Raw genomic sequence first — 25,325 nt, 5'->3', positions numbered from 1 at the left:
CCCCTCAGCCGCCGACTCATGCGGCGCCACCACGATCACCCCGTCCACCGACTGCGACCGCAGCCGATCCACCCCCCGCCCGATCCACCGCCGATCCAGCACCGGCAAACTCGCGATACTCACCAGATAGTCACTGTCACGCGCCGCCTGCTCCACCCCGAACAACGTCGACGCCGGCCCATACAACGTGGTGTCGAAACACACCACCCCCAACACCCCCGACCGCCCCGTCACCAACATCCGCGCCGCCGAATTCGGCCGGTAATCCAGCTCTCGCACCGCCGCCAGCACCCGCTCCCGCGTCTCCGGACGCACCTTCTCCGGAGCGTTCAGCACCCGCGACACCGTCATCGCCGACACCCCCGCCAGCTCCGCGACGTCTTCCATGACCGCCGCCCTCGGGCGCTCGGCCGGGCTCTCTCCAGGCCGCACCATCGTCATCCCCCGCGTCCCCGCTCTTCCCGATCAGTCGCCCTGAACGAACCCGACAGACTCCGACACGATCCCGGCACAGTCCCGGCACGTTGCCGGGACTGCCGGGACCAGCGGACGGTGTGAGCGCCGACGGCGATCACCGGCGGGACGCGTATCGAAAAGGAACGTTCCGCCTGGCGACCGCGCGCTTCACACCACCCACCCGATGGTACCGTTAACAGCTCGGCTTCCCTGGTCGTGACCCCTGCACCGGCCCCCGCGCCGGTCCCCGCACCGCCTCCCGCGCCGGCCCCTGCACCGGCCCGCCGCGCAACTCCGCGCGGGCGAGCAAGGTGAGGGCGGTCAGGAGGAGGGCTCCCCCGCCCACCTGTACGGCGGTCATGCGCTCCCCCAGCAGGACGACGCCGGCGACGGCCGCGACGAGGGGTTCGAGCAGGGAGACGACCGACGCGGTGACCCCGCCCACGACGCCCAGACCGGTGAAGAACAACCGGTACGCGAGCGCGGTCGGCACGATCGCCAGATAGCCGAGGAGCAGCACGCTGGTCGTCGTGTGCCCGGTGGGCAGCAGCCCCCCGCCCACGGCGAGCGGGAACAGGCACAGCGCTCCCCCGGCGAAACCCCACACCGCCACCCCCTCCGCGGGCATGCGGCGGGTCACGAGGGTGACGAAAGAGTAGGCGGCCGCCGACACCAGGCAGTAGCCGACGCCTGCGGGGCCGGCCGGGGCCGCTCCGCCCGTGAGCATGGCCAGCCCGGCGAGTGCGAGACCGGCGCAGGCGAGAGCCGTACGGCCCAGCGGCTCACCCTGGAAGATGCGGCCGCCGGCCGCCACCAGGAGCGGGGCCGCCCCCATGGTGATCATCGTCGCGACCGCGACGCCGGTCTCGGCGATCGCGGCGAAGTAGGCGGCCTGGCACACCGCCATGGCCGGGCCGACGAGCAGCACCGCCCGCCAGGAGGGGCGGCAGGGCGCGATCACGAGCAGCAGTGCCGCCCCGCAGGCGAAGCGCCAGAAGGACACGGCGACGGGGCTCAGCCGGCCCGCGTCGTGGAGCATCGCCCCCGCCGCGCCGCCGGTTCCCCAGGCGGCCGCGGCGGTGGACACGTGGACAAGGCCCTGCCGTACGGACAGGGCTGGAGCATGGTTCATCGACGTCTCTCCAGTGAGGTGGGCCCGATTCCCGTACGCGGGCAGGGGCCACCGGCCGGGCCTTCCAGACCCGGCTCACCGGATGACGCCGCCCGCTATCGGGCGGGCGGCGGAGAGACGATCATTGGCACGCGGGCCACACTAGCGGGCTCTCCCGAAACACGGCATCGGCTTTTCCGGCATTTGGGGGGTGCCGGTGCGCACAGCCGGACATCGAAGTCGTAGTCTTGGCATCGTGACAGCCCGAGGCGAGGTCAGGTCGCCTCGGGCTGTCCGCTGTCCGGCCCCCCGATAGTGCGCGGCGGTGCGGCGGCCGGTAGGTAGCGCGGCGGCGCGGCTCAGGACCCCGCCGGCACACGTTCCAGGAAGGCGAGGACGCGCGACCACGCGTCGGCGCAGGCCTCGGCCAGTTCCGGCCGGCCGAGTTCGAAGAAGCTGTGCGGGGCTCCCGGATAGGTGACGAACTCGTGCTCGACGCCCGCGCCGTCCAGCGCCTCGTCGAACGCCTTCACCACCTCGGGCGAGATGCCCTCGTCCGCGCCGCCGAACAGTCCGAGGATCGGCCCGCGCAGCTCACCGGCCAACTGGGTGGGGCCGGGATTGCCGAACAGCGTGTCCGGATATCCGTACAGGCCGACGACGCCCCTGAATCCGAGGTCGGGGCGGGCCGCCAGGAACGCCAGCCTGCCACCGAAGCAGAACCCGAGCGTGACGACGTCCTGGTGCCCCTCTGCCCGCAGGCACCGCGCCCCGGCGGCGATGTCGGCGAAGAGGGTGTCCTTGTGCGCCTTGCCCAGGTGCTCCATGAAGGGGAAGTCGGCCGGGCGCGGGCCGGTCCCCGCCGTACGGCCGAAGTAGTCGATCGCCAGTGCGGGATGCCCCTGCTCGGCGAGCCGTCCGGTCAGCTGCTCGTAGAACCCCGAAAGGCCCCGGTTGTCGGGGAGGACGAGTACGGCGGCGCCGGCGCGTTCTCTGGGACGGGACAGGAAAGCCGCGAATTCCGCTCCGTCGCCCGAGGTCAGGACGAGGCGCTCGGACGACGTGGTCGTGCGCGGAGCACCGTGAACAGGGGGTACGGCGTCGGCGTCATAGCACACGGGCGGGCATCCCTTCATAATCAAATGAACGACGCCCGAAAGGCTATAGGATTACGTCCTAATCATATCACGACAAAATAAATTACCGATAATCCTCCGATATCGGCATTATAACGAGAAGAGGCCCATCTCCCTGTCCCTCGGGAGATGGGCCTCTTCGGACGACCCGCGCCTAGATGACGGGGCCTGGATAACCGCGCCTAGATGACGCGCCTAGATGACCGGGCCGGGCGTGTCCCGCGGCGGCAGAGGTCCGCTGCCGGGAAGCGGGCCCGTACCGGGCGCCGGCGGGATCGGACCACTGCCGGGCGCAGGCAGCGGCGTCTCGCGGGGGTAGTCGGGGTTCACGGTCTGGGGCGGCATCGGCTCGCCGATGTCGTAGCCCGTACCGGACCCTCCTCCGGAGACACCTCCGGAACCCGTTCCGCCCTGCTGGTGCGGGCCGGGCACGTCACCGCGCCAGGCGCCGGTCTCGCCGCCGCGCGACTCGATGAAGGTCTTGAAACGCTCCAGGTCGCCCTTGACGCGCATGCGCACGAGCTGAAGAGCGTCCGCCGCCTTCTCGAGGAAGCCCTCGGGGTCGTACTCCATCTGGAGGGTGACGCGGGTGGTGTCGTCGCCGAGCCGGTGGAACGTGACGACTCCGGCCTGCCGCGGCGTGTCCAGTGAGCGCCAGGCCACGCGCTCGTCGGGGTGCTGCTCGGTGATCTCCGCCTCGAACTCCCGGCGGACTCCCGCGATCTCGACGACCCAGTCGGTGCGTGTGTCGCCGATCTGCTTGACCGACTCGACGCCTTCCATGAACTCCGGGAAGCTCTCGAACTGCGTCCACTGGTTGTACGCGGTACGGATCGGGACATTCACGTCGATGGACTGTTCGATCGAGCTCATGCCTCCTCCTTCTCTCGTGGGCTACACGACAAGCCCTGCCCTCTGAGGGCTGCCTAAACCCGGAGGTGGGAAGCCCCCTCGGCGCCCGCGTCCTCCAGTGTCCGGTCGCCGCCCGCGTACCAGCCGGTGACGACCTGTACGGCGAGTGCGGCGAACAGCAGGCCGAACGGCAGCGCCCAGCCACCGCTCACCTGGTGGAGGAGGCCGAACGTGATCGGGCCCGCGCCCGCGATGAGGTATCCGGCGCTCTGCCCGAAGGCGGAGAGGGCGGCGGTGCCCGGCGCCGTCCTGGTCCGCAGCGCCAGCATCGCCAGCGCCAGCGGGAACGTGCCGCCGCCGAGCGCCACGAGGATCGCCCACGCCCACATCGCGTGCCCGGTCAGCATCCCGGCGAAGCCGGCCGCGTACAGGGCGGCGAAGGCGACCACCAGCGGGCGCTGCCCGGAGAGGCGGGTCGCCAGCGTGGGCACCACCATCGAGATCGGGATGCCGAGCCCGGTGAAGACGGCGAGCACCACCCCGGCCTGGCCGCTGGTGTAGCCGTTGTCCTGCAGCAGCAGCGGCAGCCAGCCGAACATGACGTAGGCGATGAGCGACTGCGACCCGAAGTAACCGGCCACGGCCCAGGCGAGCCTGCTGCGCAGGAGGCTCTCGCCCGCCGTCCGGGCGGGGGTGCTACGCCGCTCCGGCTCACCGCGCCTGAGCGCGAGCCACGGAATCGCGGCAACGGCGGCCAGGGCCGCCCACACCCCGAGTGCCACGTGCCAGTTGCCGCCCGCGGCCTGCTGCACCGGGACGGTGGCGGCGGCGGCCACCATCGTTCCGGCCGCGAGGGCGGTCGAGTAGACGGTCGTCATGGCGCCGGACCGTCGCGGGAAGTGCTTCTTGATCAGCGTGGGGATGACGACGTTGCCGACCGCGCCGCCCGCCAGCGCGACCGTGCTGGCGGCCATGAACGGCGCCGCCGAGTCGACGAGGGAGCGTACGGCCTGGCCCGCGGCGAGCAGCACGATCGCGGTCAGCAGCAGCCGGTGCTCGCCGATCCTCCGGGACATGGCCGGCGTCAGCGCCCCGAACAGGGCGAAGCTCACCACCGGCAGCGTGGTCAGCAGCCCGGTCATCGCGCCGGACAGGCCGAGCCCGGTACTCACCTCGTCGAGGACCGTGCCCACGCTGGTCACGGCGGTGCGGAGGTTCAGCGCGGCGAGGGCGATGCCGCCGGCGATGAGCCACGCCATCGATCCGCCCGGCGCTCTCCACGCGGCTCTCCACGGAGCCTCGCCGGTGGCCCTTCGCGTGACGACGGCACTCATCGCCGCAACATCTCCCCTCATCCAGTCATCCTACGTTTGACACCCTACCAAAGGCCTCAAACTCCTCGTTTGTTCCCGGTTCCTGGAGTAGTCCTGGAGAGGATCGTCAGCGGCGGACGCCGCGCAGCAGCCACAGCAGGCCGACGACGGGCAGCACCAGCGGCACGAAGCCGTACCCGCTGCCGTACCCCGACCACACGGTGGCGTGCGGAAAGGCGGCCGGGTCGGCCAGGCTGAGCGTGCCGACGACCAGCACGCCGGCCAGCTCGACCAGGCAGGCGGCGAGCGCCACACGGGCGGCGCCGCGGGCCAGCGCCACCGTCAAGGCGATGTAGACGACCGCCGCGAACGCCGACAGCGCGTACGCCAGTGGCGCCTCGGCGAAACGGGTGGCGATCTGCACGGCGGCGCGTGAGGTCGCGGCCAGCGCGAAGACGCCGTACACCGCCACGAGCACCCGCCCGGGCCCGGACCGTACGGCCGCGTCGCTCACGGGACCATGCTCCAGACCTGCAGCAGCCGCCCGGTCATGACGGCCACGGTGAACGCGGCCACGGCGATGACCCCGGGGCCCCAGCGGGTCCGCTCCGCCCGGCCCCACCACACCGCGGCGGGCGGGATCACCACGGTCCCCGCCAGGTATCCGACGAAGGTCGCCTTCTCCGCGACACGCCCCATCCCGGCGAGGGCGAACCCCGCCTGCGCGAGCACGGCGATCTCCAGCAGCCCCAGCCCGATCAGCAGCACCGGCCCCATCGGCCGGTTCCGTACGGTGGTGACCACGGCGGCCAGCGCCAGCAGCAGGGCCGCGCCGATCAGCCAGCCCGAGTAGGCGCCGTTCATGCCGTGCTCAGGGGGTGGGCGGACAGTGGAGGCATGGCCAGAAGGCTATCGGCCCGACCGCCCACCCCCTCGCGCGGCCCGTCCGCGCGCCCGGCGAGGGCTTCAGCTCTGCCGGGTCTCCGCGAGCAGCAGGTCGACCGCGTCCTCGGCTCTGCCGTTGACGGCGTACGCCCCCCGCTGGCGGGAGGCGGAGCTGCCGCGGAGCAGGGCCTCGTTGGCGAGTTCCGACACGATCTCCCAGTCGCCGAGTTCCTCCAGGGTCGGCCGCAGCTCCTCCAGCATCCACGTGACGAGCCGCGGCGCCGGCGCCGGCCGGCTGGTGACGGGCGACATCAGCTCGCCCTCCAGCCCGTCGCGGGCCGCCCGCCAGTTGGCCGCCCGGAGCAGCGCGAGACGCTGCTCCCCGACCGGCGGCTCACCCCGCTCCACGGCCTCGATCTCCCTGCTCATGAGGGCCCGGAAGAGCCCGGCCAGCAGCACCACGTCGTCCGCCAGGGGGCACGAGTCGCAGACGCGCATCTCCACCGTCGGCACGTGGGCGCTGAGCCGCAGATCGTAGTAGATCATGCCGGCGTCCTTGATCACGCCGGAGGCGACCAGGTCCTCGGCCGTCCTGTCGTACTCGGAGGCGTCGGCGAACGGACCGAGCGGTCCGGCCGTCGGCCACCGCTGCCAGGTCAGCGCCCGGCTGCTGGCGTACCCGCTGTCCTCGTTCATCCAGAACGGCGAGCTGGCGCTGAGGGCGAGCAGCGGCGGAAGCCACGCCTCGACGCGCTGGGCGGCGAGCACCGCCACGTCCCTGTCGTCGATCTCCACGTGCACCTGCGCCCCGCAGATGAGCTGTTCCTCGGCCAGGAACCGGTAGGACTCCGACAGGTAGCGGTAGCGCTCCCCCGGGGTGAAGGTATAGCCCTCGATGCCGGTGTTGGGGGTCGTCCCGGCGGCGATGACGCCCACGCCCAGCGGCTCTCCGGCCGCGACCAGCGCCTGGCGCAGCCGTACGATCTCGGCCCGTACGTCGCTCAGGTCCTCCATCGGGGTGCTGTTGGTCTCCACCACCGATCGCTGCAACTCGGCCGAGAACCCCTCGTCCGGCAGCCGCTCCAGCATCGACTCCGCCAGCGGCGTGAGACGCCGGGACTGGAGGTCGACGACAAGAAACTCCTCTTCAACGCCGACAGGCCGTCTCTTCATCATGGCCGGGTCACTACCCCCGTCACGGAAAGTAGGCCTGGCCTGCGCGGAAGGGCGGGAAGCCGGGGCCACCACCGCCCCGCCCTTTCCGACCCCGCCGTTTCCCCGGTACACCGAACCTTTTCCGTGGATGATGGCTCTCATCGGTAGGGGCCCGACATTTCCACTAAGGGGGAAGGAACCGACATGCCGGTCAACCTGTCCAACGGAAAGCCGCTCGCCTGGGATTCGGCGAAACTCGACGCCGACACCAAGGCGATGCTCGACAACCTGCAGCCGAACATCCTGCAGGCGCACGTGCGCGAGAACATGTCCCTGCTGCTCGTGCATTTCGGCGACGGCGCGGACGGCAGGCGGTTCCTGCGCTCCCTGGTGCCGCTCATGAAGTCGGCCAGGAAGCACCTTGAGGAGGTGCGCGAGTTCAACCGCTCGAAGAAGCGCGGCACGCCGTACGTCGGCGTCGGCATCAGCAAGCTCGGATATCTCAAACTGGGCGAATCAACTACTAAATTCACCGACAACGCGTTCAAGTCGGGGATGAAACGGCGCAAGGACACCTTGAGCGACCCGGCGGTCGACGCGTGGGAGAAGCACTACCAGGGGGAGATCCACGCGATCGTGCTGATCGGGGACGCCACGCCCGAGCCGGTCGCCGCGACGCGCACGCGCGTCCTCGCGCTGCTGCCGAAGACCGCGAAGATCCTCGGCGAGGAGACGGGCGAGGGCCTGCGCGACGCCCAGGGCCGGGGCATCGAGCACTTCGGTTACGTGGACGGCCGCAGCCAGCCGCTGTTCCTCGCCGACCAGGTGGCCGCCGAGTCCGGCACCAACTGGAACCCGTTCTTCCCGCTGAGCCACGTGCTCGCCGCCGACCCCCTCGCCCCGCACCCGAGCCGTCACTTCGGCAGCTACCTCGTGCTGCGCAAGCTGGAGCAGAACGTCCGCGCGTTCCGCGAGGCCGAGGAGGCCCTCGCCGACGCGCTCGGCTTCAAGGGGGAGGACCGGCCGCTCGCCGGCGCGATGCTGGTGGGCCGGTTCCGCAACGGCACGCCGCTGCGGCTGCACGGCAGGCCGAGCGCCGAGGGCCACCCGGTGCAGAACGACTTCAGCTACCGCGACGATCCCGGGTCCAGGTGCCCCGTGAGCGCGCACATCCGCAAGGCCAACCCCCGCGACTCCCGTGACGGCGGGCTGGAGCGCGCGCTCGGGGTCATGATGGCCCGGCGCGGCCAGACGTACGGCAGGCGCACCGACAGGCCGTGGGACGACGCGTCCCCGGCGACCAGGCCGACCGGCGGCGTGGGCCTGCTGTTCATGGCGTTCAACTCCAGCCTGCAGTCCCAGTTCGAGTTCACCCAGCAGAGCTGGGCCGACGAGCCCGGCTTCCCCGCCGAGGGCACCGGCCACGACCCCGTGATCGGCCAGGGCAGGCGGGACGTCAAGGTGCGCTTCCCCACCGAGTGGGACGGCAAGAAGCTGAGCGCCCCCCGGCAGCAGGTTCCGCAGACGGTGACGATGAAGGGAGGCGAGTACTTCTTCATGCCGTCGCTCGCCTACCTGAAAGGCCTGTGACGCCCGGCTGATTCACCGGCTGAGTGACCGCGCACCCGAGTGGGTGGAGCTATGGGGACTCGAACCCCAGACCCCCTCCATGCCATGGAGGTGCGCTACCAGCTGCGCTATAGCCCCTTGCCACCGCTCCGAGTCCTCCCGGCGCGGCGCTCGGAGAGCATATATCCATGCCCTTCCGTTTACCTAATCGTCACCGGTCACCCGCGTAGCACCGGTAACAGGCGTATCAGCCGTCCGCGGTGGCGGCGGGGCTGTCGTCGCTGCTGACCGGCTCGGGCAGGGTGCCCGCGTTGTGCTCCATCAGGCGCCATCCCCGGCGGCCCTCCTCCAGCACCGACCACGAGCAGTTGCCCAGGCTGCCGAGCGCCGACCACAGCTCCTGCGGCAGGCCGAGCAGGCGGCAGATGCCGAGCCGCAGCGCGGCGCCGTGCGAGGCGATCACCAGCGGGCCGTCGTCGCCCAGGCGGCCCGCCCAGCGCTCGACCGCCTCGGCCACCCGGTCGGCCACGTGCGTCACGTCCTCGCCGCCCGGCGCCTCCCACGCCTCGTATTCGACCGGCCAGCCCGCCCTGATCTCGTCGCGGGTCAGGCCCTCCCACTCCCCGCCGCCGCGCTCGCGCAGGTCCTTGTCGACCATGACGTCGAGGCCGGTGATGCGGCCGAGCGCGGAGGCCGTGTCGTAGGCCCGGCGGAGGTCGGAGGCGACGAGCATCGTCGGGCGCAGCGACGCGAGCAGGGAGGCCGCCCGGGCGGCCTGGGCGATCCCCGTCTCGTCGAGGGCGATGTCGGTGTGCCCCTGGAAGCGCTTCTCCACGTTCCACAACGTCTGCCCGTGCCGCAGGCAGACCACACGGCGGCCCATCACGCCGCCCCGGCGCCGGCGTCCGTCACGGGTTCGCCCCGCGCCCGCGCTGGGCGGCGACCCGCCGTACGCTCTCCGGCAGCTCGATGGACGGGCAGTCCTTCCACAGGCGCTCCAGCGCGTAGAAGGCGCGGTCCTCCTCGTGCTGCACGTGCACCACGATGTCGAGGTAGTCGAGCAGGACCCAGCGGCCCTCCCGCTCGCCCTCCCGGCGTACGGGTTTGGCGTCGGCCTCGACGCGCAGCCGCTCCTCGATCTCGTCGACGACCGCGCGGACCTGCCGGTCGTTGGACGCGGAGCAGAGAAGGAAGGCGTCGGTGATGACGAGCTGTTCGCTCACGTCGTAGGCGATGATGTCGTCGGCCAGCTTCTCGGCGGCGGCCTCGGCCGCCACCCGCACAAGCTCTGCCGCTCTCTCGGATGCTGTCACGATTCGGTTCTGTCCTCCGTTGACGGGCTCTTCAAGGGTGCACAGTCCGCGGCCCCCGTACAACCCGCTTTTCCGTGGAGACCCTACCGTCACACCCTGTCGATACCGGAGTTATGCCCGGGATCGGAGCTTCAACGTCCTCCCGGGCCCGATGATTCCGCCGGAGGGACGCGTGCGGCCCCGCGCCCGTACGGGTGCGGGGCCGCATCGGACAGGTCGCCCGCGCACCACGCGGGCCGGCCGTCAGTGCCCGTGACCAGGCCCGTGATGAGGCTTGGTGTGCTTGTGCTGCTGCTGCTGGTGCTGCTTCGGCTTCTTGTGGTGCTTCCTCGGCTTGTGGGGTTTGGTCGGCTTGACGTGCGGCACCCGCTGCGCCTGGCCGAATCCGGTGCCGTGCCCCGTGCCGTGTCCCGTGCCGTGTCCGGTGCCGGTGGTCGTCACCTGGGCGGGAGCGGCCGAGCCGGCCGTGGCGACGGCCGTACCGCTCAGCAGCGCGGCCCCTCCCACCGCGAGCGCGGAGGCGAGAACTGTCGCGACGGCGAGCCGCATCGATTTCGGGTGCATGGTCCCTCCTTGCGCCCGGTCAGGGCTGGGACGGGTCTGGCGACCAGGCAGGTCCTGGACCGCGGGAACGGACCGCGCGCCTTCCCCGAGCCGGGTCGGGGGACGGCATTCCTCCGGCGACATCGCGCCTTACGGCCGTACTCCGATCCTGTATCGCCGGACCCGAAGGTTTCCAGGGGAGTTGGCGCAAGCCTGCCCGGCGGTCTCGGACCATTTGACCGCGGAGAGTGATCCGGCGGGCGCGGGGCGCCGACGACCACGCGCCCCTTGCCCGCCCGTTGGCGGCCGCGATGGCGCCCGCCGGTTCAGCCGGCCGGGTCCCGGTAGAGGCGGCGCTTGTTGATGTACTGCACGATGCCGTCGGGGACGAGATACCAGATGGGTTCCCCGGCGGCCACGCGGTCGCGGCACTCGGAGGAGGAGATCGCCAGGGCGGGGATCTCGACCAGGCTCACCTTCCCGGCCGGCAGGCCGGGGTCCTGCAGCGGGTGACCGGGCCGGGTGCAGCCGACGAAGTGCGCGGTGTCGAAGAGCTCGCCGGCGTCGCGCCAGCTCAGGATCTGCGCTAGAGCGTCGGCGCCGGTGATGAAGTAGAGATCGGCGTCCGGTCCGTACGCGGCGGCGATGTCGCGCAGCGTGTCGATCGTGTACGTGGGCCCCGGCCGGTCGATGTCCACCCGGCTCACCGAGAAGCGGGGGTTCGACGCGGTCGCGATGACGGTCATCAGATAGCGGTCCTCGCTGGAGGAGACGCGCTGGTCCGCCTTCTGCCACGGCTGCCCGGTCGGGACGAAGACCACCTCGTCCAGGTCGAAGTGGTGCGCCACCTCACTCGCCGCCACCAGGTGGCCGTGGTGGATCGGGTCGAACGTCCCGCCCATCACGCCCAGCCGCCGGATCTCCGTCCCGTTTCGCATGGAACGGACCTTAACGTCCTCGCCCGGCCGGTCCGTGAACCGGCCTCCTCGGACGCCGTCAGGGCTCCTCGCGGCGTCCCGCGCGCGTCCGCCCCCTGAGACATAGCATGCGGGACATGACCACTCCCGATCGCAATCGCGTGCAGCTGCCCGGCATCAGCTCACGAGCCTACGAACATCCCGCCGACCGGTCCGCGCTGGTCGCGATGCGTTCGCTCTCCGGGTTCGACGCGGTGCTGAAGCGCACGTCCGGCCTGTTCAGCGAGCGCAGGCTCCGCCTGATGTTCCTCGCCTCCGCCGTGCGCACGACCGACACCCAGTTCCGCGCCCTGTACGACATGGGCCGCGACAGCGCCTACATCCTCGACCTGCACCGGATTCCCGAGATCTACGTGCAGCAGGACCCCAAGGCGTACGCGATGGCGATCGGTTTCGACGAGCCGTTCATCATCGTCTCGACGGGCCTGCTCGACCTCATGGACTCCGAGGAGCTGCGCTTCGTCGTCGGCCACGAGACCTCCCACATCCTGTCGGGCCACGCCGTCTACGGCACGATGCTCGCGATCCTGACCCGGCTGGCCACGCGGGTGGCCTGGATCCCGCTCGGCTACATCGGCCTGCGGATCATCGTCGCGGCCCTGGAGGAGTGGCAGCGCAAGGCGGAGATGTCCGCTGACCGGGGCGGCCTGCTCGCCGGGCAGGACCCCGACGCCGCGCTGCGCGCGCTCATGAAGCTCGCCGGCGGCTCGCGCCTGCACGAGATGAACATCGAGGCGTTCCTCGACCAGGCCAGGGAGTACGACACCGCGGGTGACGTCCGCGACGGCCTGCTCAAGGTCCTCAACATGCTCGGCACGACCCACCCGTTCGCCGTGACCCGGGTCGCCGAACTCGACCGCTGGCGCCGCGACGGCGAGTACGACCGCGTCCTCGCCGGCGACTACCCGCGCCGGGAGGACGACGCCAACGCCCGGCTCACCGACGAGATCAAGGCCGCGGCCAACTCCTACCGGGAGTCGTGGGCGCAGTCGCAGGACCCGTTCATCGGCGTGCTGCGCGACGTCGCGGAGGGCGCGGTCAACGCGGGCGAGCGCATCTTCAACCGCTTCGCCCGGCGGGAGAACTGACCCCGGCCCGGCTGCTCAGAAGAAGTAGGAGACGGCGCGTACGGCGGCCGCGCACAGCGGCACGAAGCCGCCGAGCACGGCGAGCGCCCGCAGGCCCTCCCGCCGCAGGCCCGGAATGGCCCCGCCGGCGCGCTCGATCTCCCGCCCGACGAGCCCGCCGCTGACCACCCCGAAGGCGACCCCGGCGATCGTGACCGGCACCACCTGAGACCACCAGTCGGGGTCCAGGCGCGCGCCGGAACCCACCCAGATCGCCGCGAACGCCGCCGCGGCGGCCGGCAGGCCGGGCCACACGACGGCCGACAGCGCCGAGCCCGCGAGGGTGAGGGGGAACAGCAGCACCCGCAGGAAGGTGCGGCCCCGGCCGGGCCGGCGTCGTCGCACCAGCCAGTGGCTCGTCCAGATCGCCCTGGTCACCACGGCGAACACCGCGGTGATCACGAAGGTGGCCAGCGGGTAGATCACCGCCGTCACCACGCACGGCACCGCGAGCAGCGCGACCAGGACCAGCGCCGCGTTCCCGGTCGGGATCCCGAGCGCCCCCTCGGGCGCGGCCGGGCCGGTCGCCGTCCTCGCCGCCGCCTTCGCCTGGGTCCGCGCCGCGGTCCTCACCGGCGTTCTCAAGGGGCTTCTCAACGGTGGCCGCACCGGGGGCCGTGCCGTGCCGGTGCGGGCGGCGGCCTCCGCGGAGGCACGGACCTGTACCGCCGGGCCGCCCCCGCCGTTCTCCCGGCCGCTCTCCCTGGCGCGCTGCGGGGCGGGCGGCCCGGCGCCGCGGTCCGGCGGGTCGACGGCGACCCGCGCGAGCCTGGACAGGCGGTCGGCGATCAGCGCGGCGGTGGGACGGCGGGAGGGGTCGCGGTGCAGCGCCGCACGCACCAGCGACAGCAGCGCGGGGGGCACCCCCACGAGATCGGCCTTGCCGTTCAGCACGGCGTACATCTGCGACTCGGCGGTGCCCCGGCCGAAGGTGGGCCGCCCGGTGGCCGCGAACGCGACGGTGGCGGCCCAGCCGTGCACGTCGGCGGGCTCCCCCACCGTCTCGTCGGAGAACACCTCCGGCGCGCAGTAGCCGGGCGTGCCGAGGAACGTTCCGGTCATCGTGACCCGCGTCGCGTCGAGCACCTGGGCGATCCCGAAGTCGATCAGGACCGGCCCGTCCTCGCCGAGCAGCACGTTGGCCGGTTTGACGTCGCGGTGCACGATCCCGCCCGCGTGGATGATCGCCAGCGCGGCGGCGAGCCCCTGCGCCAGCGTGATCAGCTGTGGCTCCTTGAGCGGGCCGCCGCGCCGTACGGCGTCGAGCAGGTTCTCCCCCTCGATGTACTCCATCACGAGGTACGGCCGGTCGCCCGACAGGTCCGCGTCGAGCACCTGGGCGACGTACGGGCTCTCCACCCTGCGCAGCGCCCGCACCTCGCGCTCGAGGCGTAAACGCGCGTCCGGGTCGTGCTCGATGGGGTCGCGGAGCATCTTGACCGCGACGCGGTCGCCCCGGCGGCCGTCGGCGAGGTACACCTCGCCCATGCCACCCCGGCCCAGCCGCTCCAGCAGCGTGTAGGGGCCGACCCGCCCGAGACGTCCAGCCATAGGAGCGCCAACCATAGCGGGCCCGGAGCCCGAATCGGCGGAGGCGCGCCGATGACCCGATACAAGCGAACACCAACCGGCCCACAAGAGCGTCCCGGCAGAGTCTGCTCCGGAAACACAGGCAAGACGGAGACAACGATGCCGATGACCGACTCCTCCGGCCCGATCACCGTCGTGGTCGCCGCCGATCAGCCTCTGCTCGTCGAGGGCATCCGGTCCGCCCTCGACCAGGCGGCCGGACTCCACGTCGCCGGCACCGCGTGCGACGACCTCGACGCCCTCCGCCTGTGCGTACGGCTGTCGCCGCGGGTGCTGCTGGCCGACCTGGCCATGCTGGGCGCGCTGGAGTCCCTGCCCCGCCGCTGCCCCGCCGTACGGGTGCTCGCGCTCGGCGCGGACGACGGCGAGGCGGGCTTCACGGGCGCGCTGCGCGCCGGGGCGTACGGCTACCTGCTCAACGGGTCACGCCCCTCGGAGATCGCGGCCGCGGTCACGTCGGTGGCCCACGGGCAGGTCGTCTTCGGCGGCGGGCTGGCCCCCCGGCTGCTGGACCGCCTGACGACGCCGCCGGCCCGCAGCCCGTTCCCCGGCCTCACCCAGCGGGAGCACGAGATCCTGGAGCGGCTGGCCGACGGCAGGTCCAACGCCGAGATCGCCCGCGAGCTGTGCCTGGCCACCAAGACCGTGCGCAACCACGTGAGCAACGTGCTGACCAAGCTGGCGGCGCCGAGCCGGGTGGACGCGGCGCTGCGGGCGAGGGACGCGGGCCTCGGCTCGCGTCCCGTGCTCACCCGCGTCTGAGCCCGCCTCTGAGCGCACCCCCGGGCCCGGCTCCGGGCCCGGGTGCGAGGGTCACACCCGGATGTGCCCGTCCCCTGTGTAGATCCACTTGGTGGAGGTCAGCTCCGGCAGTCCCATGGGCCCGCGGGCGTGCAGCTTCTGGGTGGAGATGCCGATCTCCGCGCCGAAGCCGAACTCGCCGCCGTCGGTGAAGCGGGTGGAGGCGTTGACCGCGACCGCGGCGCTGTCCACGGTCGCGACGAACCTGCGGGCGGCCTGCTGGGACCGGGTCACGATGGCGTCGGTGTGGGCCGAGCCGTACCGCCGGATGTGCGCGACCGCGTCGTCGAGCGAGTCGACCACCGCGGCGGCGACGTCGAGCGAGAGGTACTCGGTGGTGAAGTCCTCCTCGGTGGCGGGCACGACGTCGGCGCCGTAGGACCGCACCCGCTCGTCGCCGTGGACGGTCACCCCCGCGTCCTTGAGCACCGTCAGCGCCTTGGGGACGAACTCGTCGGCGATCGCGGCGTGCACCAGGAACGTCTCGGCGGCGTTGCACACCGAGGGCCGCTGCGCCTTGGCGTTCACCAGGATCTTCAGGGCGGTCTCGACGTCGGCGTCGGCGTCCACGTAGACGTGGCAGTTGCCCACCCCGGTCTCGATGACCGGCACCGTCGACTCCTCGACCACGCTGTTGATCAGCGAGGCGCCGCCGCGCGGGATCAGCACGTCGACCAGCCCCCGGGCGCGCATGAGATGCCGGACCGACTCGCGGGTCTGGCCCGGCACGAGCCGTACGGCGTCGGCCGGCACCTCGGTCGCCGCCAGCGCCTCCCGCATGATCCGCACGAGCGCGGTGTTGGAGGAGAACGCGCTGGACGACCCGCGCAGCAGCACGGCGTTGCCGCTCTTGAGGCACAGCGCCGCCGCGTCGACGGTGACGTTGGGCCTGCCCTCGTAGATGATGCCGATGACGCCGAGAGGCACCCGCACCTGCCGCAGCTCCAGGCCGTTCGGCAGGGTGCTCCCGCGTACGACCTCCCCGACCGGGTCGGGCAGGTCGGCCACCTCGCGGACGGCCCCGGCGATCTTCGCGATCCGGGCGGCGTCCAGCCGCAGCCGGTCGATCATCGCCTCCGGGACGCCGTTCGCCCTGGCCTGGTCCACGTCGACGGCGTTGGCCGCGACGATCTCGTCCGTGGCCGCCTCCAGCGCGTCGGCCACGGCACGCAGCGCCGCGTCCTTCGGCGCGCGCGGCAACGGCGCGAGCGCCGCCGCGGCGTCCTTCGCCGCCCGGGCGACCGTCAGGAATTCCTCTGCCTCGGACACAACCTCAGACATTGCCTCGCGCTCCGTCGCTTCTTCTCGGTGGACTACAGGATCACGATGTCGTCCCGGTGGATCAGCTCACGCTCGTACTCCGGGCCGAGTGTGCTGGCCAGCTCCCGGGTGGAGCGGCCGAGCAGGTCGGGGATCTCCCCCGCGTCGTAGTTGACCAGGCCGCGGGCGACCGCGACGCCCGTCGGCGCGCACAGGTCGACCGGGTCGCCGGCTGCGAAGTCGCCCTCGACCTTCACGACGCCGGCGGGCAGCAGCGACATCCGCCGCCCCACCACGGCCTCGACCGCGCCCGCGTCCAGGTGCAGCCGGCCGCGCCCGGTCGTCGCGTGGGCGAGCCACAGCAGCCGGGTGCCGGGATGGCGGCCCCCCGGGTGGAAGCAGGTGCCGATGTCGGCCCCCGCGAGCGCCTGGGCCGCGTGCGCCGCCGCCGTGAGCACGACGGGCACGCCCGCCCCGGTGGCGATGCGGGCCGCCTCCACCTTGGTGATCATGCCGCCGGTGCCGACCCGGCCGGAGGTGCCGAGCTCGACGCCCTCCAGGTCCTCCGGTCCCCTGACCTCCGCGATGCGGGCGGCGCCGTCCCTGCGGGGATCCCCGTCGTACAACGCGTCGACGTCCGACAGCAGCACCATGCCGTCGGCGTGGATGAGGTGGGCCACCAGCGCCGCCAGCCGGTCGTTGTCGCCGAACCGGATCTCGTCGGTGGCCACCGTGTCGTTCTCGTTAACGACGGGGACGATGCCGAGCTCCAGCAGCCGGGCCAGCGTCCGCTGGGCGTTGCGGTGGTGCGAGCGGCGCATCATGTCGTCGGCCGTCAGCAGCACCTGGCCCACGCGTAAGCCGTACCTGGCGAAGGAGGAGGTGTAACGGGCGATCAGCACGCCCTGGCCCACCGAGGCGGCGGCCTGCTGGGTGGCCAGGTCCTTAGGGCGGGCGCGCAGCCCGAGCGGGCCGAGCCCGGCGGCGATCGCGCCGGACGACACCAGCACGATCTGCGCGCCGGCCAGCCGCCGGGCGGCCAGCACGTCCACCAGCGCGTCGACCCGGTCGACGTCGATCGTGCCGCGGGGGGTCGTCAGCGACGACGAGCCCACCTTGACCACCAGCCGCGCGGCCTCGCCGATCCGCTGCCTGCCCGTCACGCCGTCTCCCCCTCTCTCACCGCTCCCCCTCTCACCGCGTCTCCCCGTCAGCCGAGTCTCAGGTCGGTGCCGCGCGGCCCGAGGACCGCCTCGGCGCCCCGCGACGGCTGCCAGTCGAAGACGTAGCCGCCCTCCATCGGCCCGATGACGACCTCCGCGCCGGCCGTCGCACCGGCCTTGATCAGCTCCTCCTCGACGCCGAGCCGGTCGAGCCGGTCGGCGAGGTAGCCGACGGCCTCGTCGTTGGTGAAGTCGGTCTGGCGGATCCACCGCTCGGGCTTCTCGCCGGTCACCTGGAAGCGGTTCTCGTCGATCCGGCGTACGGAGAACCCGGCCTCGCCGAGCTGCTTGGGCCGGATGACCAGACGCGTCGGCTCCTCGACCGGGGCCTGCGCGCGGGCCGCCGCCACCATCTCGGCCATCGCGAACGACAGGGGCCGCAGGCCCTCGTGGCTCGCCGCGGAGATCTCGAAGACCCGCACGCCGCGCTCCTCCAGGATGGGCGTGACGATGTCGGCCAGGTCCCGGCCGTCGGGGACGTCCACCTTGTTCAGCGCGACCAGGCGCGGCCGGTCCTGCAGGGAGCCGTACGCCGCGAGCTCGGCCTCGATCACCTCGAAGTCGGTCACCGGGTCGCGTCCCGGCTCCAGCGTGGCGCAGTCGAGCACGTGCACGATCGTCGAGCAGCGCTCGACGTGCCGCAGGAACTCGTGGCCGAGGCCCCGGCCCTCCGAGGCGCCGGGGATGAGCCCGGGCACGTCGGCGACCGTGAAGACGGTCTCGCCGGCCGTGACCACCCCGAGGTTCGGCACGAGGGTCGTGAACGGGTAGTCGGCGATCTTCGGCCGGGCCGCGGAGAGCGCCGCGATCAGGGACGACTTGCCCGCGTTGGGGAAGCCCACCAGCGCGACGTCGGCGACGGTCTTGAGTTCGAGCACGATCTCGGCCTCGTCGCCCGGCTCCCCGAGCAGCGCGAAGCCGGGGGCCTTGCGTTTGGCGTTGGCGAGCGCGGCGTTGCCGAGGCCGCCGAAGCCGCCCTGCACGGCGACGTACCGGGTGCCCGAGCCGATCAGGTCGACCAGCACCTCCCCGGTCCTGGCGTCCTTCACGACCGTGCCGTCGGGCACCGGCAGGACGATGTCCTCGCCGTTGGCGCCGTCCCGGTTGGAGCCCATGCCCTGCTTGCCGTTGCCCGCGCGGCGGTGCGGCCGGTGGTGGTATTCGAGCAGGGTCGAGGTGTTGGGGTCCACCTCCAGAATGACGTCCCCGCCGCGGCCGCCGTCGCCGCCGTCCGGCCCGCCCAGCGGCTTGAACTTCTCCCGGTGGATGGAGGCGCAGCCGTTGCCCCCGTCACCCGCCTTGATGTGCAGGACGACGTGGTCCACGAAGTCGGCCATCAGCCGCTCCCCCTTACTGCTGTGCCGGAATCGGCCGGAGTACGGCCGGAGAAAACGAATGAGGCGGACCGAATGCTCGATCCGCCTCATCGTGCTGCTTCAGGTGTCCGGGCGGATCTACTCCGCGGCCGGGACGATGCTCACCGCGCGGCGACCGCGCTTGGTGCCGAACTGCACCCGGCCGGTGGCCAGGGCGAACAGCGTGTCGTCGCTGCCGCGGCCGACGTTGTCGCCGGGGTGGAAGTGCGTGCCGCGCTGACGGACGATGATCTCGCCCGCGTTCACCAGCTGGCCGCCGAAGCGCTTCACGCCGAGGCGCTGGGCGTTCGAGTCACGGCCGTTCCGGGTGGACGAGGCGCCCTTCTTGTGTGCCATGGTTCACTCCCTGTCGGGGGTAAGCCGGGGTGTCCCCCGGGAGACTACTTTCCGGGGTTGATATCGGTGACCTTGACCTGGGTGTACCGCTGGCGGTGACCCTGGCGCTTCTTGTAGCCACTCTTGTTCTTGTACTTCAGAATGCGAATCTTCGGTCCCTTGGTCTCGCCGAGGATCTCGGCGGTCACCTGGAACCGGGAGAGGGCGGCTGCGTCGGTGGTGACATCGCCGTCGTTGACGACGAGCACCGCCGGCAGCGACACCGAGGAGCCAACCTCTCCGGCGACCTTGTCCACCTCGAGGACGTCCCCGACGGAGACCTTCTGCTGCCTGCCGCCGCAACGAACGATCGCGTACACCGCGGAACCCTTCTACTGGCTAATGCTGAGATGCCGCGCCCCGCATCCAGCTGCTGTCGATACACGACCGGCGGTCCGGGCAGGCGCGCGAAGCCAGGCACGCCGACACCAGGCGCACCGGATGACCAGGGTACCGGATATCCGGTACCCAGGTCGAACCGAGCGGACCGCCGGGTGAGGAAGTCGCTACTCCGCCGTCTTCCTGCGGGAACGTCGCCGTCCCCGGGAGGACGGCGCGGAGCCTTCGCCCTCGTCTGAGTCGATGGCGTCGGTCACGCTCTCACGCGCCGACCCCGTCGCCGCGGCGACCGATCCCTCGCCCGCCGCCAGTTTGTCTGCCACCGCCTTTTCGATGGCCATCTTGCCCTGCGTGCCGCGTGGCTCGGGCCTGCCCTCGACCGGTTCGGTCGACACGATGATCCCGCGCCCATGGCAGCAGTCGCACGGCGTGGAGAACGCCTCCAGCAGGCCCTGGCCGACCCGCTTGCGGGTCATCTGCACCAGGCCCAGCGAGGTGACCTCGGCCACCTGGTGCTTGGTGCGGTCCCGCGCCAGGCACTCCAGCAGCCGGCGGAGCACCAGGTCGCGGTTGCTCTCCAGCACCATGTCGATGAAGTCGATGACGATGATGCCGCCGATGTCCCGCAGCCTGAGCTGGCGGACGATCTCCTCGGCCGCCTCCAGGTTGTTGCGGGTGACGGTCTCCTCCAGGTTGCCGCCCTGCCCGGTGAACTTGCCGGTGTTGACGTCGACGACGGTCATCGCCTCGGTCCGGTCGATCACCAGGGAGCCGCCGGACGGCAGCCACACCTTGCGCTCCATCGCCTTGGCGATCTGCTCGTCGATCCGGTAGGCGGAGAAGGCGTCGGTCTCCTCCTGCCACTTCGACAGCCGCTCGGTGAGGTGCGGGGCGACATAGCGGACGTACTCGTCCACCGTCGTCCACGCCTCGTCGCCCTCGACGACCAGCGAGGTGAAGTCCTCGTTGAACACGTCGCGGACCACCCGGACGGTCAGGTCGGGCTCGCCCGACAGCAGCTCCGGCGGGCTGGCCGACTTGGCCTTGCGCTGGATGTTCTCCCACTGGGCCGACAGCCGGGCCACGTCACGGTCGAGCTCCTCCTCCGAGGCGCCCTCCGCGGCGGTGCGCACGATGACGCCCGCGTTCTCCGGCATGACCTTGCGCAGGATCTGCTTGAGCCGGGTTCGCTCCTTGTCGGGCAGCTTGCGGCTGATCCCGGTCATCGAGCCGTCCGGCACGTAGACCAGGTAGCGGCCGGGGAGGCTGATCTGGGAGGTCAGCCGGGCCCCCTTGTGACCCATCGGATCCTTGGTGACCTGCACCAGCACCGACTGCCCGGACTTCAGCGCCACCTCGATCCGCTTCGGCTGGCCCTCCAGCCCGGCGGTGTCGAAGTTCACCTCGCCGGCGTACAGCACCGCGTTGCGGCCCTTGCCGATGTCGATGAACGCCGCCTCCATCGAGGGCAGCACGTTCTGGACCTTGCCCAGGTAGACGTTGCCGACGTACGACTGGCTCGACTCGCGGTCGACGTAGTGCTCGACGAGGACCCCGTCCTCCAGCACCGCGATCTGGGTGCGGCCGCCCTGGCGGCGCACCACCATCATCCGCTCGACCGACTCGCGGCGGGCCAGGAACTCCGACTCGGTGATGATCGGCGGGCGGCGGCGGCCCAGCTCGCGGCCCTCGCGGCGGCGCTGCTTCTTCGCCTCCAGCCGGGTCGATCCCCGTACGCCCTGGACCTCGTCGACGGACGTGGAGCGGGTCGCGCGGGGCGCCCGGATGCGGACGACGGTGTTCGGCGGGTCGTCGGGGGTGGGCTCGGCCTCCTCGCTGCCCCTGCGGCGGCGACGGCGGCGGCGACGGGTGCCGCCCTGGGCGTCGGACTCGTCCTCGGCCTGCTCGCGGTCCTCGTCCTCGTCCTGCGCGGCCCGCGGCTCCTCGCCCTCGGCCTCGGACTCCTCGCCTTCCTCGGCGTCCCTCGTCCGGCTTCCCCGGCCCCGGCCGCCGCGACGGCGGCGACGGCGGCGGCCGCCGCCCTCGGACTCGTCCTCGCCCTGCTCGGCGGTCTCCTCCGGCTCCTCCTCCGGCTCCTCCGGCTCAAGGTCCTCGTCCCCGGCCGTCACCGGCGCCGGGACGTGCGCGGCGGGCCGCTGCACGGGCGCCGCGAAGGGGTCGGGAGCCTGGAAGAGCGGATGGAACAGCGCCGACGGCGCCTGGAAGGTCACCGAGGGCGAGGGCTGCGACCGGGAGGACAGCCCGAAGGGGTCGGCCACCACGTCAGGACGGCCGTTCTCCTCCTCGGTCTCACCGGTCTCCTCGACGTCGATGTCCTCGATGTCGATCGGCTCGTCGTCCAGCGGTTCCTCGTCGGGCAGGTTGAGCCGCAGCGCGGCGGCCACCTCCGCCTCCGCGGCGCTCATCGCCCTGGATCGTTCCGGTACGGACTCGTCCGCCCGGGCACGACGGCGGCGGCGCGGGGCGGGCGTCTCCTCGACGGGCTCGGCCTGCTCGGCGGGCTCGGTCCGTTCGGCCTGCTCCGGCGCGTCGGTCCGCTTGCGGCTACGGCGGCGTCGCGTGGGCGCGGCCGGCTCGTCGTTCCCGCCGTCCACCGGCTCGGCTCCCGCGCTCTCAGGGGCGGCGGCCGGGGCGGCGTCGTCGCCGGCCGGGGCCTGCTCGGGCACCGGAGTCTCCACCACCGGCGTCTCCACGACCGGCGCCTCCGCCACCGCGGGCTCGGGAACCGGCGGTTCGGCGGTCTTGGTGCGGCGGCGGGTGGCCCGCTTCGGCCGCTCCTCGACGACCGGCGCCTCCTGCGCCTCCTGGCCCGGCTGCTCAGGCTCCACCGCCTTCGGCGCCGCGGCGGCGGCCACCGTGGTCACCGGAGGCGGCAGTTCGTCCGGCTCGGGCGGGGGCCCGGCGGGCCGGCTCGCCGACCGGCGGCGCGGCGTGGACGCACGGACCGAACCGGAGGAAACCACGTTCCCTCCGGCCTGGCCCTGGTCTTCTGTTGTCGTTTCACCGTCAAGGCTCACAGCCCCGTCAGTGGGCTCGTTGTCGAGCATGCGGGCGCTCTCCCGTCAGCCCCCGGGCACGTCTCCGCGCCGCGCGGAGGCTCTCGTCTCTCGCGGTCCGCCGGGCCTCCTGTCGGCGCCGCGGCGGCAAGTCTTATCGTTCTCCGCCTGCCCGGTCGAGGTCGAACGGGTCGGCGGGCTCACCGGTCACCGCGTCGAGCGGCCCCTGCGCCAGCCTGGTCACCGCAGCGGGTGACGGCGGCGCGAAGCCTGCCACGAGACGCAGACCCATGAGCACGTCATCGGGTCGTACGGCAGGTGTTTCGTGCCGAACAACCATACGAAGTATGACACACGGCTGAACAGGCTCCTGACCTGCCGTCTTTTCCGGCCCCTCCACAAGGGTCAGCGTACGCACCGCCTGGCGGGCGTCGAAGCGCCGCATTCCCTTCTTGGTCAGGCGTTCCACCTCGACGTGACCGGCCGAGAGGAATTCCTTCACCGCCCGCTCGGCCTCCCCCGGATCGGCCCCGGGGAGCCGCAACTCCCAGACCGAGCCCTCCAGCCGGTCGGCCAGGCCGCTGTCCCGCGCCTCGACCACGTCGAGCACGTCCAGGCCCGGCGGCAGCGAGGCGTCGAGGTCGTCGCGCACCCGGCGTGGATCGCACGCCCGGTGGACTCCGATCTCCAGGTACTCGGCCTCGCTCGCCACCCCGGTGGGGGCGGCGCCGGCATAGGAGATCTTCGGGTGCGGGTTGAAGCCCGCGCTGTAGGCCACCGGGATCCCCGCTCGCCGCACCGCCCTCTCGACGGCGCGGGAGATGTCGCGGTGGCTGGTGAAGCGCAGCCGCCCCCGCTTGGCGTAGCGCACGCGCAGGCGCTGCACCGTGGGTTCGGGCGCGGGCCCCTCGGGAACGGGTTTCACCAGTTCCGTCGTCCTTCCGGTATCCGGTATCGGTCAGTCGTCTTGTCGGGGCGTCAGATCACCGTGAGGGGCAGGAGCTTCCTGCCGGTCGGGCCGACCTGGATCTCCGTCCCCATCGTCGGGCAGACGCCGCAGTCGTAGCAGGGCGTCCAGCGGCAGTCCTCGACCTCCACGTCGCCCAGCGCGTCCTGCCAGTCCTGCCACAGCCACTCGCGGTCGAGACCGGCGTCGAGGTGGTCCCAGGGGAGCACCTCGTGCTCGTCCCGCTCGCGGATGGTGTACCAGTCCACGTTCACCGGCTCGCCGGCCAGGGCCCGCTCGGCCGCGGCCATCCACCGCTCGAACGAGAAGTGCTCGCTCCAGCCGTCGAACCGGCCGCCGTCCTCCCAGACGGCCCGGATGACTTTGCCCACGCGGCGGTCGCCCCGCGACAGCAGCCCCTCCACGATCGACGGCTTGCCGTCGTGGTAGCGGTAGCCGATGGCCCTGCCGTACTCCTTGTCGGAGCGCAGGGCCTCGCGCAGCGCCCGCAGCCGGCGGTCCACCGTCTCGTGGTCGCACTGGGCGGCCCACTGGAACGGCGTGTGCGGCTTGGGCACGAACCCGCCGATGGAGACCGTGCAGCGGACGTCCCGCGAGCCGGTCGCCTCCCGGCCCGCCCTGATGACCTTTTTGGCCAGGTCGGCGATGCCGAGGACGTCCACGTCCTCCTCCGTCGGCAGCCCGCACATGAAGTAGAGCTTCACCTGCCGCCAGCCGTTGGAGTAGGCGGTGGTGACCGTGCGGATCAGGTCCTCCTCGGTGACCATCTTGTTGATCACCTTGCGCATCCGCTCGGACCCGCCCTCCGGCGCGAACGTGAGCCCGGACCGGCGGCCGTTCCTGGACAGCTCGTTGGCCAGGTCGATGTTGAACGCGTCGACCCGGGTGGAGGGCAGGGACAGCCCGATCTGGCTGCCGTCGTAACGGTCGGCGAGGCCCTTGGTGATGTCGGCGATCTCGGAGTGGTCCGCGCTGGACAGCGACAGCAGCCCGACCTCGTTGAAGCCGGACTCCTTGATCCCCGCCTCGACCATGTCGCCGACCGTGGTGATCGACCGCTCCCGGACCGGACGGGTGATCATCCCCGCCTGGCAGAAGCGGCAGCCCCGGGTGCAGCCCCGGAAGATCTCGACACTGAACCGCTCGTGCACGGTCTCGGCCAGCGGGACCAGCGGTTTCTTCGGGTACGGCCACTCGTCGAGGTCCATGACCGTGTGCTTGAAGACGCGCGACGGCACACCGTCGCGGTTGGGGACGACCCGCATGATGCGGCCGTCCGGGTGGTACTCGACGTCATAGAACTTCGGGACGTACACCCCGCCCGTGGAGGCGAGGCGCAGCAGCAGTTCGTCACGGCCGCCGGGGCCGCCCTCGGACTTCCACTCGCGCAGCACCTCGGAGATCGCGATGGCGATCTGCTCGCCGTCGCCGAGAACGGCGGCGTCGAGGAAGGCGGCGATGGGCTCCGGGTTGAAGGCGGCGTGGCCGCCCGCCAGCACGATCGGATCCTCGTCGGTGCGGTCCACCGCCTCCAGCGGGATCCCCGCCAGGTCGAGCGCGGTGAGCAGGTTCGTGTAGCCGAGCTCGGTGGCGAACGACACCCCGAGGACGTCGAACGCGCGAACCGGCCGGTGGCCGTCCACGGTGAACTGCGGGACGCCCTCGGACCGCATGAGCGCCTCGAGGTCGGGCCACACCGCGTAGGTGCGCTCGGCCAGCGTCTCGGGCAGCTCGTTGAGGATCTCGTAGAGGATCTGCACCCCCTGGTTGGGCAGGCCGACCTCGTAGGCGTCCGGGTACATGAGGGCCCACCGGACGGTCGCCTCGTCCCAGTCCTTGACCGTCGAGTTCAGCTCGCCCCCGACGTACTGGATCGGCTTCTGCACCTTCGGCAGCAGCGGCTCCAGGCGGGGAAACAACGACTCGACAGACATGACTCC

Annotated in this window: 24 protein-coding genes and 1 tRNA gene; 3 read left to right on the top strand and 22 right to left on the bottom strand. The window is 72.1% G+C overall.

Annotated elements, in window-relative coordinates:
* The 8 genes from FED44_RS34995 to FED44_RS34960 form a co-directional block, all read right to left on the bottom strand.
* Positions 1 to 387, bottom strand: a 387-nt coding sequence (locus FED44_RS34995; RefSeq protein WP_244302533.1) for a LacI family DNA-binding transcriptional regulator, incomplete at its 3' end; no start/stop codon positions are given.
* Between the two features lie 262 nt (positions 388 to 649).
* Positions 650 to 1,588: a DMT family transporter gene (locus tag FED44_RS34990; protein WP_138463345.1), complete on the bottom strand. Its 939-nt coding sequence runs from the start codon at positions 1,586 to 1,588 to the stop codon at positions 650 to 652.
* A 338-nt stretch (positions 1,589 to 1,926) separates the two neighbouring features.
* A complete protein-coding gene (locus tag FED44_RS34985) occupies positions 1,927 to 2,685 on the bottom strand; it encodes a dienelactone hydrolase family protein (protein ID WP_244302531.1) in 759 nt (252 codons plus the stop codon).
* 213 nt (positions 2,686 to 2,898) lie between these two features.
* Entirely contained in the window at positions 2,899 to 3,576 is a 678-nt protein-coding gene (locus FED44_RS34980; protein WP_138463343.1) for an SRPBCC family protein, read from the bottom strand.
* 53 nt (positions 3,577 to 3,629) lie between these two features.
* On the bottom strand, positions 3,630 to 4,910 hold the full coding sequence (locus tag FED44_RS34975; RefSeq protein WP_244302530.1) for a CynX/NimT family MFS transporter: 1,281 nt from the start codon (positions 4,908 to 4,910) through the stop codon (positions 3,630 to 3,632).
* 85 nt (positions 4,911 to 4,995) lie between these two features.
* The gene (locus FED44_RS34970) at positions 4,996 to 5,382 is read right to left on the bottom strand and encodes a hypothetical protein (RefSeq protein ID WP_117408880.1); all 387 of its coding nucleotides are present in this window, start codon (positions 5,380 to 5,382) and stop codon (positions 4,996 to 4,998) included.
* Positions 5,379 to 5,732: a hypothetical protein gene (locus FED44_RS34965; RefSeq protein ID WP_117408879.1), complete on the bottom strand. Its 354-nt coding sequence runs from the start codon at positions 5,730 to 5,732 to the stop codon at positions 5,379 to 5,381. Before FED44_RS34965 ends, FED44_RS34970 begins: the two co-directional genes overlap by 4 nt.
* Positions 5,733 to 5,834: 102 nt before the next feature.
* Entirely contained in the window at positions 5,835 to 6,929 is a 1,095-nt protein-coding gene (locus FED44_RS34960) for a carboxylate-amine ligase (RefSeq protein ID WP_117408878.1), read from the bottom strand.
* Between the two features lie 183 nt (positions 6,930 to 7,112).
* Here FED44_RS34960 and FED44_RS34955 point away from each other — a divergent pair, with 183 nt between their 5' ends.
* A complete protein-coding gene (locus tag FED44_RS34955; RefSeq protein ID WP_138463342.1) occupies positions 7,113 to 8,498 on the top strand; it encodes a Dyp-type peroxidase in 1,386 nt (461 codons plus the stop codon).
* A 44-nt stretch (positions 8,499 to 8,542) separates the two neighbouring features.
* Here FED44_RS34955 and FED44_RS34950 read toward each other — a convergent pair.
* The 5 genes from FED44_RS34950 to nadD all read right to left on the bottom strand — a co-directional run bounded on the left by FED44_RS34950 (position 8,543) and on the right by nadD (position 11,271).
* Positions 8,543 to 8,615: transfer RNA gene (locus tag FED44_RS34950), tRNA-Ala, on the bottom strand.
* Positions 8,616 to 8,724: 109 nt separating this feature from the next.
* Positions 8,725 to 9,360: a histidine phosphatase family protein gene (locus tag FED44_RS34945; RefSeq protein WP_117408876.1), complete on the bottom strand. Its 636-nt coding sequence runs from the start codon at positions 9,358 to 9,360 to the stop codon at positions 8,725 to 8,727.
* 25 nt (positions 9,361 to 9,385) lie between these two features.
* Positions 9,386 to 9,790: a ribosome silencing factor gene (gene rsfS, locus FED44_RS34940; protein ID WP_117408875.1), complete on the bottom strand. Its 405-nt coding sequence runs from the start codon at positions 9,788 to 9,790 to the stop codon at positions 9,386 to 9,388.
* A 243-nt stretch (positions 9,791 to 10,033) separates the two neighbouring features.
* Complete coding sequence (locus FED44_RS34935; RefSeq protein WP_138463341.1) at positions 10,034 to 10,354, bottom strand: hypothetical protein; 321 nt, start codon at positions 10,352 to 10,354, stop codon at positions 10,034 to 10,036.
* A gap of 305 nt (positions 10,355 to 10,659) precedes the next feature.
* Complete coding sequence (gene nadD, locus FED44_RS34930) at positions 10,660 to 11,271, bottom strand: nicotinate-nucleotide adenylyltransferase (RefSeq protein WP_117408873.1); 612 nt, start codon at positions 11,269 to 11,271, stop codon at positions 10,660 to 10,662.
* Between the two features lie 107 nt (positions 11,272 to 11,378).
* Between nadD and FED44_RS34925 the strand changes: the two genes are divergently transcribed.
* The gene (locus tag FED44_RS34925; protein WP_396700260.1) at positions 11,379 to 12,398 is read left to right on the top strand and encodes a M48 family metallopeptidase; all 1,020 of its coding nucleotides are present in this window, start codon (positions 11,379 to 11,381) and stop codon (positions 12,396 to 12,398) included.
* Positions 12,399 to 12,413: 15 nt separating this feature from the next.
* On the opposite strand, the gene FED44_RS34920 is transcribed toward FED44_RS34925, so the two are convergent.
* Positions 12,414 to 13,988, bottom strand: a complete 1,575-nt coding sequence (locus FED44_RS34920) for a serine/threonine-protein kinase (protein ID WP_117408872.1) — start codon at positions 13,986 to 13,988, stop codon at positions 12,414 to 12,416.
* Positions 13,989 to 14,126: 138 nt separating this feature from the next.
* Between FED44_RS34920 and FED44_RS34915 the strand changes: the two genes are divergently transcribed.
* Positions 14,127 to 14,789 carry a LuxR C-terminal-related transcriptional regulator gene (locus FED44_RS34915; RefSeq protein WP_165900822.1) on the top strand — a complete coding sequence of 221 codons (663 nt, stop codon included), beginning with the start codon at positions 14,127 to 14,129 and terminating at the stop codon, positions 14,787 to 14,789.
* 51 nt (positions 14,790 to 14,840) lie between these two features.
* Here FED44_RS34915 and FED44_RS34910 read toward each other — a convergent pair whose 3' ends face one another.
* The 8 genes from FED44_RS34910 to FED44_RS34875 form a co-directional block, all read right to left on the bottom strand.
* On the bottom strand, positions 14,841 to 16,109 hold the full coding sequence (locus FED44_RS34910; RefSeq protein WP_117408870.1) for a glutamate-5-semialdehyde dehydrogenase: 1,269 nt from the start codon (positions 16,107 to 16,109) through the stop codon (positions 14,841 to 14,843).
* Positions 16,110 to 16,141: 32 nt separating this feature from the next.
* Positions 16,142 to 17,251 carry a glutamate 5-kinase gene (gene proB, locus FED44_RS34905; RefSeq protein WP_222867923.1) on the bottom strand — a complete coding sequence of 370 codons (1,110 nt, stop codon included), beginning with the start codon at positions 17,249 to 17,251 and terminating at the stop codon, positions 16,142 to 16,144.
* 47 nt (positions 17,252 to 17,298) lie between these two features.
* Positions 17,299 to 18,648, bottom strand: a complete 1,350-nt coding sequence (obgE, locus tag FED44_RS34900) for a GTPase ObgE (protein ID WP_138463340.1) — start codon at positions 18,646 to 18,648, stop codon at positions 17,299 to 17,301.
* 117 nt (positions 18,649 to 18,765) lie between these two features.
* The gene (rpmA, locus tag FED44_RS34895; RefSeq protein ID WP_117408868.1) at positions 18,766 to 19,023 is read right to left on the bottom strand and encodes a 50S ribosomal protein L27; all 258 of its coding nucleotides are present in this window, start codon (positions 19,021 to 19,023) and stop codon (positions 18,766 to 18,768) included.
* Positions 19,024 to 19,067: 44 nt separating this feature from the next.
* Positions 19,068 to 19,382, bottom strand: coding sequence for a 50S ribosomal protein L21 (rplU, locus tag FED44_RS34890; protein WP_117408867.1), 315 nt, complete (start codon positions 19,380 to 19,382; stop codon positions 19,068 to 19,070).
* A 186-nt stretch (positions 19,383 to 19,568) separates the two neighbouring features.
* Positions 19,569 to 22,469, bottom strand: a complete 2,901-nt coding sequence (locus FED44_RS34885; RefSeq protein ID WP_138463339.1) for an Rne/Rng family ribonuclease — start codon at positions 22,467 to 22,469, stop codon at positions 19,569 to 19,571.
* 103 nt (positions 22,470 to 22,572) lie between these two features.
* Positions 22,573 to 23,343: a TIGR03936 family radical SAM-associated protein gene (locus tag FED44_RS34880; protein ID WP_244302528.1), complete on the bottom strand. Its 771-nt coding sequence runs from the start codon at positions 23,341 to 23,343 to the stop codon at positions 22,573 to 22,575.
* A 53-nt stretch (positions 23,344 to 23,396) separates the two neighbouring features.
* Positions 23,397 to 25,319 (bottom strand): TIGR03960 family B12-binding radical SAM protein, encoded by a 1,923-nt coding sequence (locus FED44_RS34875; protein WP_117408865.1) that lies wholly within the window; start codon positions 25,317 to 25,319, stop codon positions 23,397 to 23,399.
* Between the last annotated feature and the right edge of the window lie 6 nt (positions 25,320 to 25,325).

The sequence above is a fragment of the Microbispora triticiradicis genome, from assembly GCF_005864065.1.
In the GTDB taxonomy this organism is placed as follows: Bacteria; Actinomycetota; Actinomycetes; order Streptosporangiales; family Streptosporangiaceae; genus Microbispora; species Microbispora triticiradicis.
The sequence above is the reverse complement of the archived record's forward strand: the minus strand, read 5'-3'. Positions and strand labels throughout refer to the sequence as shown.

Excerpts from the sequence above, each read along its gene's own strand:
- FED44_RS34990 (WP_138463345.1), bottom strand. The coding sequence starts at position 1,588 with ATGAACCATGCTCCAGCCCTGTCCGTACGGCAGGGCCTTGTCCACGTG.
- FED44_RS34980 (WP_138463343.1), bottom strand. The coding sequence starts at position 3,576 with ATGAGCTCGATCGAACAGTCCATCGACGTGAATGTCCCGATCCGTACC.
- FED44_RS34975 (WP_244302530.1), bottom strand. The coding sequence starts at position 4,910 with ATGAGGGGAGATGTTGCGGCGATGAGTGCCGTCGTCACGCGAAGGGCC.
- FED44_RS34965 (WP_117408879.1), bottom strand. The coding sequence starts at position 5,732 with ATGAACGGCGCCTACTCGGGCTGGCTGATCGGCGCGGCCCTGCTGCTG.
- FED44_RS34960 (WP_117408878.1), bottom strand. The coding sequence starts at position 6,929 with ATGATGAAGAGACGGCCTGTCGGCGTTGAAGAGGAGTTTCTTGTCGTC.
- FED44_RS34955 (WP_138463342.1), top strand. The coding sequence starts at position 7,113 with ATGCCGGTCAACCTGTCCAACGGAAAGCCGCTCGCCTGGGATTCGGCG.
- FED44_RS34945 (WP_117408876.1), bottom strand. The coding sequence starts at position 9,360 with ATGGGCCGCCGTGTGGTCTGCCTGCGGCACGGGCAGACGTTGTGGAAC.
- FED44_RS34935 (WP_138463341.1), bottom strand. The coding sequence starts at position 10,354 with ATGCACCCGAAATCGATGCGGCTCGCCGTCGCGACAGTTCTCGCCTCC.
- nadD (WP_117408873.1), bottom strand. The coding sequence starts at position 11,271 with ATGCGAAACGGGACGGAGATCCGGCGGCTGGGCGTGATGGGCGGGACG.
- FED44_RS34925 (WP_396700260.1), top strand. The coding sequence starts at position 11,379 with ATGCGGGACATGACCACTCCCGATCGCAATCGCGTGCAGCTGCCCGGC.
- FED44_RS34920 (WP_117408872.1), bottom strand. The coding sequence starts at position 13,988 with ATGGCTGGACGTCTCGGGCGGGTCGGCCCCTACACGCTGCTGGAGCGG.
- FED44_RS34915 (WP_165900822.1), top strand. The coding sequence starts at position 14,127 with ATGCCGATGACCGACTCCTCCGGCCCGATCACCGTCGTGGTCGCCGCC.
- FED44_RS34910 (WP_117408870.1), bottom strand. The coding sequence starts at position 16,109 with ATGTCTGAGGTTGTGTCCGAGGCAGAGGAATTCCTGACGGTCGCCCGG.
- obgE (WP_138463340.1), bottom strand. The coding sequence starts at position 18,648 with ATGGCCGACTTCGTGGACCACGTCGTCCTGCACATCAAGGCGGGTGAC.
- rpmA (WP_117408868.1), bottom strand. The coding sequence starts at position 19,023 with ATGGCACACAAGAAGGGCGCCTCGTCCACCCGGAACGGCCGTGACTCG.
- FED44_RS34885 (WP_138463339.1), bottom strand. The coding sequence starts at position 22,469 with ATGCTCGACAACGAGCCCACTGACGGGGCTGTGAGCCTTGACGGTGAA.
- FED44_RS34875 (WP_117408865.1), bottom strand. The coding sequence starts at position 25,319 with ATGTCTGTCGAGTCGTTGTTTCCCCGCCTGGAGCCGCTGCTGCCGAAG.